The sequence below is a fragment of the Christiangramia marina genome, assembly GCF_048285865.1.
Taxonomy (GTDB): domain Bacteria; phylum Bacteroidota; class Bacteroidia; order Flavobacteriales; family Flavobacteriaceae; genus Christiangramia; species Christiangramia marina.
Map to the genome: position 1 here is coordinate 172427 of NZ_JBLVTK010000002.1, position 9007 is coordinate 181433.

At 36.9% G+C, this 9007-nt stretch carries 8 protein-coding genes and 1 pseudogene; all 9 read right to left on the reverse strand.

From position 1 onward, the window contains the following. Positions 1–1357 (reverse strand): GumC family protein (locus tag ACNKXS_RS07255; RefSeq protein WP_417920294.1); only part of this gene is annotated, 1357 nt, incomplete at its 3' end. Continuing rightward, positions 1358–2131: a polysaccharide biosynthesis/export family protein gene (locus tag ACNKXS_RS07260; RefSeq protein WP_417920295.1), complete on the reverse strand. Its 774-nt coding sequence runs from the start codon at positions 2129–2131 to the stop codon at positions 1358–1360. Continuing rightward, entirely contained in the window at positions 2131–4104 is a 1974-nt protein-coding gene (locus ACNKXS_RS07265) for a polysaccharide biosynthesis protein (protein ID WP_417920296.1), read from the reverse strand. The genes ACNKXS_RS07260 and ACNKXS_RS07265 overlap by 1 nt, the downstream gene beginning before the upstream one ends. 3 nt (positions 4105–4107) lie before the next feature. After that, complete coding sequence (locus tag ACNKXS_RS07270) at positions 4108–5253, reverse strand: DegT/DnrJ/EryC1/StrS family aminotransferase (protein ID WP_417920297.1); 1146 nt, start codon at positions 5251–5253, stop codon at positions 4108–4110. A 1-nt stretch (position 5254) separates the two neighbouring features. Then, on the reverse strand, positions 5255–5863 hold the full coding sequence (locus ACNKXS_RS07275) for an acetyltransferase (protein WP_417920840.1): 609 nt from the start codon (positions 5861–5863) through the stop codon (positions 5255–5257). Continuing rightward, a complete protein-coding gene (locus ACNKXS_RS07280; RefSeq protein ID WP_417920298.1) occupies positions 5863–6468 on the reverse strand; it encodes a sugar transferase in 606 nt (201 codons plus the stop codon). Before ACNKXS_RS07280 ends, ACNKXS_RS07275 begins: the two co-directional genes overlap by 1 nt. A 37-nt stretch (positions 6469–6505) precedes the next feature. After that, positions 6506–7669, reverse strand: a complete 1164-nt coding sequence (locus tag ACNKXS_RS07285) for a glycosyltransferase family 4 protein (protein ID WP_417920299.1) — start codon at positions 7667–7669, stop codon at positions 6506–6508. 20 nt (positions 7670–7689) lie between these two features. Next, a complete protein-coding gene (locus ACNKXS_RS07290; protein ID WP_417920300.1) occupies positions 7690–8649 on the reverse strand; it encodes a polysaccharide deacetylase family protein in 960 nt (319 codons plus the stop codon). A gap of 100 nt (positions 8650–8749) precedes the next feature. Further along, a pseudogene (locus ACNKXS_RS07295) lies at positions 8750–9007 on the reverse strand (hypothetical protein); the annotation flags it as partial.

A 9007-nucleotide genomic window follows, 5' to 3' on the forward strand; every position in this document is an offset into this window, starting at 1 on the left:
CTTTAATTTGCTGTTGACGCTCTATATTACGCATGCCCTTTTCCAAGCCAGGAAAGGCACTAAACTGACCTTGGGCAACGTTTTCTCTTTTGCTGAGTTCCCTCAATTGGATGTTGAGGGAGCTTCTAGTACTTTGAATATTTTCGAAAAGATTATTCCGCAAACCGTTCAGCTGCTCGCTTAGAGTTTTGACAACAGGGTTCTTCTCGGTACCACCCTCTAGATAAATATTGCGCTCTACTACTAATGAATTGTAAGAATTCACAAGTCCTGAGATTCCACCTTCACTAATCCCTACATCTGGTAACAATTCGTATTCGCCCTGACTTCTAAGAAGTTCTTCAACAGACTTTAATAATTCAAGCTGTGTTTCGAGGTTAAATATTTCCTGTTCAGCAGCAGAAAACTTCGATTGAAATTCAGATGCACCGCTTCCAATATCCATGATTCGATTATCCCTCTTAAAATCAGCAATATTGACCTCTACAGAATCTAACTCTGTAGTAATCATTTCTAACCTATCCTGGATAAATTTGGTTGTATTTTCTGCAACTTCCTGATTATTCTTTACTCCCTCTTCATTGAAGCGCTCCATTAACTTACTTAGAAAATCCTGAGATTTCTCTGGAGTGTTCTGAATTAGGCTTAGGGACAAAATATCCTTTGCTTGCCCTTTTTGAGTTATTTGTAACCTGGATATATACTCAGCCGCTACGTCCCCCACAGGTTCCAACACAATATTTACTGAACTTGTCTTCCCAAAACTTCCTTGCTCTTCACCTGATTTAGGTAAAATAACGAATTTGAGACCCTCCAGCTCGATTACTTCCCCAATCTTATGATCAGCATTGTACTCCAGGCTTTCATCCTCAAGTCTGAATGAAGTTTCAGAGGTTGGTGTCACTACGAAGTCTCTCGAACTCGTATTAACAATACTATCACTGGTGATAAATTCGATCAACACTGGGCTGGATTGATATGCTTCAACTGTAATAATATTACCTTCAATGAAATAGCTTACATTATGTCCTAGCTCATCCACTACACTTTCAACAAGCTTTTTAGATTTTAATTTTTCAATATGATTTTGTATACCATCATCTTCTAAAGAGAAAATAGCTCCGCCACCTGATGGGGTAGCATTCATAGCATTCTGTTTTTCATCATCAACAATGATCATGGTTGCTTCAGTGCTATATTGAGGTATAGTGTACCTATTGTACAAGTAAGCGAGCACTCCTCCGATAATAAAACCAAGTAGAATCCATTTCCAGTAAGCCAGATATTTATATAGTTCTGCCTTTAGATCGAAGTTTGATTCTTCCTTTTCTTCAGTGAAATCGTTTAATTCCTCCATTTAGCGTACGAAAATTAAAATTAAACCTATTACCGAACTAACAAGACCAAGTATAGCACCAGGACTACCGAAGAATCCAGCAGATTTCATTCGGGCGTAGGTAGGCTCTACATAGACTATATCATTTTGTTTTAGATAATAATAAGGACTACTAAACAAATCTGTTTCAGTCATATCAATGAATCCAACCGACTTCACACCATCCTCCTCTCTAATCACACGAATGTTTTGTCTTTTTCCTGTATAGCTTACGTCCCCACTCATGGCAATTAATTCGGGCATAGTGATTCTCCCATCAGTAATCTGAACTCTTCCAGGAGATCCTACTTCACCCAATACGGTAATACTGAAATTAACTATTCTTACATCAACAACTGGATCTCTTACATAATCTGTAATCTGATCTTCAAGTTTCTCCTGGATCTGAGTTCTTGTTAGACCTTTTACCTCGATGCTTCCCAGAACTGGAAAATTGATAGTTCCCTCCGGGCTAACTAAATAACCAGTTAAGGATAGATTCTGACCTCCACCTCCTCCGGATGATTGTCCTCCTCCCTGTTGGTTCATCTGGAAGGGAGCTACAATCTCAGGATTAATTGAAGATGAGGACACGTTGATACGTAGCACATCGTTTTTCTCAATTTTCGGTTCGTAATCTAGCAAATTCACCTGCCCTTCCAACTCCTGAACATCATTGAAATAAACCACCTGATCCTTAGTAGCACAGCTGTAGAAGCAGCTAGCAATAAGTGCTACAATTAACAATTTCTTCATCAATTAATTTCTGATTTTTTGATTTCCTTTAAGTTGTCGAGTTTTTCATAAGAAGAATTATTACTCTTAAATTCCGGTATCAACTCTTTAAGTTTAGCTACTACCTTATCATTTTTCAACTTGGTAGCAGATTTTATTATCTTGAGAATATTCTCATTTATTCCTTCATAATTTCTCACCACCTCCTGGCCAATCATTATCTTCTTGTGATGCGTTGGAAGCGTTTTGCATTCATCATTCAACAATTCTTCGTATAATTTCTCACCTGGCCTAAGTCCAGTAATTCTAATTTTAATATGCTTGTTCGGTTGATAACCCGCAAGTTTAATCATCTTGATAGCTAAGTCCATGATTTTCACTGGCTCACCCATATCGAATACAAAAATTTCACCACCCTTACCCATTGCACCGGCTTCAAGCACTAGTTGACAGGCTTCCGGGATCGTCATGAAATACCTGATGATATCTGGATGAGTAATTGTTACAGGGCCACCTTTCTCTATCTGTTTCTTGAATAACGGCACTACCGAACCATTAGAGCCTAGAACGTTACCAAAACGAGTGGTTATAAATCTCGTAGAACCTATACCAGTTTGAAGCTGATTATGAAATAAGGATTGAACATACATTTCAGCAGCTCTCTTGGAGGCGCCCATTACATTACTTGGGTTAACCGCTTTATCTGTTGAAACCATAACGAAATGTCCCACATTGTACTTCACAGCAAGATCTGCGAGATTTTTGGTTCCATGTATATTAACAAATACCGCTTCATGTGGATTACTTTCCATCAAAGGAACATGTTTATATGCTGCAGCATGATAAACAACATCGATGTCTTGATTCTGGAACATAAGCTCCAGTCTCTTTTGGTTTCCAACATCACAAACAATTACTTTGAAATTCAGGTCTGGAAACTTGGATTCCACCTCCAATTGTAAATTATGTAACGGAGTTTCAGCCTGATCTAGTATTATCAAACGCTTTGGATCATATTTAGCAACCTGTCTTACGATCTCGCTACCAATAGAACCTGCTGCACCAGTGACCAGTATTGTCCTGTCCGTTAATTGCTCAATTTTGTTCTGAGTTTCAAGGTTGATAGGTTCTCTATCCAGCAGATCTTCAATCTGCAATGTTTTTACCTTATTAGCTATCGGCTCCCCGCCCCAGGTTGAAACTAGGGGTGCATTATAAATCGCTATATCATGTTCCAAACACTCCTCTACCAATTTAAATTTTTCTTCTGAAGAAAGAGTGTGTTCAGAAAATATGATCGCTTCAGCGCCAAGAGAATTTAGTTCTTCATGAATCTTCTTAGTATGTTTTAAAACCGGCTTATCCAGTACACGAAGTCTTTTATGTGAATCCTGTGTTAGAAATCCCACAATTCGGAATCTACGCGGATGTTCAATTTCAAGCGCCCCTGCTATAGAGATTGCATTTTCATCAACCCCTAATATAACTGCATTAATTAGAGACTCATTCTTCTGAAGAATCTTAAAATACTCATAGAATTGTTTGACACTAAGTCTGAAAAGGAATAATAAAGAAAATGATATCCATAAATTAATTAGCAATCCGCCAATTAAAAAGATTTTTTGACCTATTAGGAAATAGGATGCATAATTAATCGCAACCAACCCGACGAAAGCACTACAAGTTGATAGTAATAACTTCAAGGCATCTACGTTAGAAGAATAACGTATAATACCAGCATAAGTCTTGAAAACAAAAAAGAAACCAACGTTCATAGTAATTACCAGAAGTGCTTTCTCATAAAAATTCAATAAAGTATACTGAAAAGGAGATAGATCTAAAAGGATAAATATGGTTAAAATCGTTGAGATAGTAACCAGACCTATATCGATCATCAAAATTGCCCATCTAGGAAGATATCTTAGATTTCGGATATCCAAAGAGTTATCAGGACCTGATATTATGTTAGAAAGGGCTTTTCTTATGCTCCCCATAGTCTATTGGTCTTTTTTCAAATGACTTTTAATTGCATTACTGATTCTGGATCTATCACTATCTGACAGATTGCTACCACTTGGCAAACAGAGTCCATTGTCGAACATGGTCTCAGCAACTCCCGTGCCGTAAAACGGACTATCCGCAAAAACAGGTTGCATGTGCATAGGCTTCCAAAGCGGTCGACATTCAATATTTAAAGCACCAAGTGATTCTCTCAAGTCTTCTCTAGAGAACCCAGTAACCTCACTATCAATAGTTAAAACGCTTAGCCAATGATTACTGAAATAATCTGTAGACGGCTCAGAAAACAAACTGACTCCTTCGACACCACGGAATAAATTTACATAAAATTCGAACATTTCACGTCTCGCTCTTACTCTTTCATCCAATACCTCCATTTGACCACGACCAATTCCTGCGGAAATATTACTCAATCTATAATTATAACCAATTTCGCTATGCTGGTAATGTGGGGCATCATCCCTGGCCTGAGTTGCGAGAAAGACAGCTTTCTGCTTCATTTTCTCAGTCTTATTAACTAAGGCGCCACCACCAGAGGTAGTGATAATCTTATTACCGTTAAATGACAAAATAGCCAATTCGCCGAAGGTGCCACAATTTGCACCTTTGTATGTACTCCCAAGAGCTTCAGCGGCATCTTCTATAACTGGAATGTTATATTTATCTGCAATCCTATTGATTCGATCCACCTGATATGGCATACCGTATAAATGAACGGCAACAATAGCTTTCGGTTTTTTGCCTTTTTTTATTCTATCCTCTATAGCAATCTCCAGCTGATCAGGACAGATATTCAAAGTTTTGGATTCACTATCAATAAATATTGGAGTGGCACCCAGATACTTTATTGGGTTGGCTGAAGCCGCGAAGGTCATGCTTTGACATATAACTTCATCTCCATTCGAAACTCCAAGCATAATTAAAGCCAGGTGCAATGCAGCTGTTCCAGAACTTAATGCTGCAACTTCAACTTTTCCACCAAGATATTTTTTAATATCATTTTCAAATCCAGAGACATTGGGACCCAAAGGTGCTATCCAATTCTCATCGAATGCATCATGAATATATTTTAACTCATTACCACCCATATGCGGGGAGGATAGCCAGATCTTATCGTTTGACATATTAATTCTTATTGTATTTAATTATTCGGCCTGGATTCCCAACAACCACAGCGTAATCGGGAATATCTTTCAATACAACAGCACCAGCACCAATTGTAACCCACTTGCCAATACTTATTCCTGGGATGATTGAAGCTCCAGCTCCAATGTGGGAACCTTCTCCAATACTCACTGCTCCAGTTACAATTGCACCTGGAGAAACATGTGCAAATTTAGCGATGCTTACATCATGTTCAATGATAGCATTCGAATTAATAATGCTGTTTTCGCCTACATTCGCTGAGTGACTAATAACAGCTCCAGCCATAACAACAGATCCTTTTGACACAAACGCGGCTTTTGAAACAGTTGCAGTTTTATGAATCAATGCCTGATGCAGTTTTATTCTATATTTTAAACAAATATGCTTCCGGATCTTGTTGTCTCCAATGGCCACAATTGTATCGATCTTCTGAAGTATATTTCTGTCAACTGTATGATCGATCTCAAAACCAGCTAATTCGAAAATTTCAGAATTATCATCTAATATATAATCCACGGTATCACCAGTTCCGGAATTGATAATATCCAGAATAACCTTCGCATGTCCACTTGCCCCAAATAAGATCATCAATTCCTACCGTTAAATGGTTCTGTAGTTGCCATATTTTCCGCAGTAATGCCTTCAGAAATTACAACTTTTTTAATTGTTTTAAACAAAATTTTAAGGTCAAGACAGAAAGACTGATTTTTCACATACCACCCATCATATTCAAATTTTTTCAACCAGCTTATAGCATTTCTTCCATTCACCTGTGCCCATCCGGTGATCCCAGGCTTGACTTCATGTCGTTTTAATTGTTCTTCATTGTATAATTGGAGATACTGAGGCAGTAAGGGTCTTGGCCCCACAATGCTCATATCTCCCTTCAACACATTAAACAATTGCGGTATTTCATCAATGGAAGTCTTTCGAACAAAGCTACCAATTTTCGTTAAACGCTCAGAGTCAGGCAACAAATTGCCCTGATCGTCCACTTCATCGGTCATAGTTTTATACTTCACTATCTTGAAAATATCACCATTTTTACCAGGTCTGGACTGATAAAAAAAGGGTTTACCATTATTTGCCCGATATAATAGTATTGTGACTACAATTAAAACCGGACTCAGAATCACCAGCGCTATAACAGCAGCTAAAAAATCAAAGATTGGTTTAATTAAATTTCTGTACATTCAGTCAATTAAGAATTACTTCAGCCGGGGCGCGAATTTAATCATGTTTGAGAGAGCTTTCTAACTCTTTGTATTCTTTTAACAGAATTTGCCAAAAGTACTCTCTTTCATATTTTTCTTGAATTACATGACGAGCATTTAATGTAAGTCGACTTCTCAATTCTACATCATCGCCTAATTTTTTCATAGCAACCTTCAGCGCTTCTACAGACTTTACGGGTACGATAATACCGTTCTCACCATCTTGAATAATTTCATTACAACCATTAATGTCAGTAACGATTGCTGGTAAAGACATGGCACCTGCCTGTAAAACTACATTTGGAAAACCTTCTCGATATGATGGAAAAGTTAGAACATCTGCGATCGCAAAATAAGGTCTCACGTCAGGCTCGTACCCGGTGGTTACAATTTTTGGATTATTTTCAATCTCTTGAATAATTTCTTCTGAAATCGGGTCCAGATCCTGTTCAAATGGGCCAATTAATAATAAGCTACACTTGGGAGTATTAAATCTAAGTTCATTAAAAGCACGAACAAGCTCTTCTATACCTTTCTCTTTTACCAACCTCCCTACAAAAACAAAAACGATATCTTCCTGTGGCATTCCTAAGGTTGACTTTAAGTCCGCTTTGAAGTTTTCAGAATACTGTTGGGGGTCAAAATAAGTCGTATCTATCCCGTTTGAGCTACCATTCCCCAAAACTTTCAATTTAGATTCATTAGCATATTCTAAATCCAAAATAATATTCTTCAATTCAAATGAGTTTGGAAATACCTTATGAGCTAGTTTATAAGTAAGCTTTTCTACTAAATCTAAAATTTTTCTCTTAGTTCCACTTACCTCTAATAATGGCAAACCAGCAACAGTATGCAACCTGATTGGAACACCTGCGAGCCAACCAGCTAGCATACTAATTATACCAGCTTTAGGAGTATGACTATGAATAATTAAGGGTTTTTGTTTACGTAAAAAACTGGTGAGTTTAAATACAGCTTTAAGGTCGGCAATGGGAGTTATAGCTCGAGTTAATTCTACAGTATAGGTTTCTACATCATTATCAACCCCATATTTCTCGAGTCTTTTTTCATCTGCGGCAACAGCTATTACCTGATAATGCTGACTCATAAAGGTAAGCTGTCCTTCAAGAAGCTTTTCCAGAGATAAAGGAATGGTGGTAACGCGAACAAGTTTATCCAAACTATTATTTTTAAACTAATCTATTGCAAATTTAATCTTAAATCAGTCAGCTCATCCATTGTAAATGATTCCATTCCGTACCTATCTTGGCATTTGGAGAAATGTTCTAGAATTTCTTTGAGATCTTTCAAATTGGATTGAGGATTTCCTCCAAAATTATGTGGATGCCACCATAAATGATAAATTCTATTGTTTTTAGCTGCAAACTCCAATTCATTTTTGATTCTGTTTATCCTCAATGAATCCTTAAAATTATTTTCGTGAGGCCTCAATAATCTCGATGCTTTTTGCTGAACAACCTTATTAACTTTTACACTACTGAGATCGTAGGATTTATCATTTAGTCCGATATATGCATCGCCCGTGCGGAAGATTTTATCAGCTAAGGTATCTCTCTGCGTATTTTTCCAGTACCAATTTTCCGGATTAATCCTGATTGTTCTAATACCATTGTTCACACAAATATCCTGATAAGATCCGTTAAATTGGTTTCTTGGAAAAACAAGACTTTTTAATTCCAAACCCTTTTTAGAGGCAAGCTTCCTGACTAACTCAAGGTCTGATGCGAAACTTTCCCTATTCTGGCCCTCTTCAAGACAATAATAGTGAGAATATGTATGTGTAGCAATTTCCTGATGATTGGACTGGGCGATCAGGTCAATTAATTCACTAGCCCAACATAGCTTTTCGTTTATTCTAGTTTTATGTTCTTTACCGTAATCATAAGCTGATAATTTCTGATTGGTGTAGTTAGGATAGTACTGTGGTAGGTTATCCATCCATTCACTCCAGCTTTCGTTGAAAAGCATTCCAACAGTTGCCCATGTACTATGAATTTCATGATTGTTGAATAGTTTTAAAAGATCAGGAATGAGATTTCGAGTATTTTCAAAATACTCTACTTTATCATGATGATCAACTTTATCAAAAACACCCCAGATGAGTTCAAAATCCAGGGAAATAACTAAACAACCTTTCATAAAATTTCTATTTTGAGAAGAGTATCAAGATTTTGAGACAGTAATGATGCATATTATAAAAAATTAATAGGTCATAATTGAGACGCAAGATTTGCGTTGATCATGTCACTTGTAAATTATTTGCAGCTTTTTGAAGTTTTCTCTTTTTAATAATCTTATCATATTTTTTCTGAGCGAGGTAATAGTAAATAACGAAAAAGAGAAAATACATTACCATGGATTTCTGACGCATAATAATACCCAAATTCGACATTACAAATGTCAAAGCTAAAGAGGACAAAAAGAACACTGTAATACTCATTTTAACTACAATATTGGATTTTTTCAAGAACTTGATAAAATCCTTTTTCAGGATTTT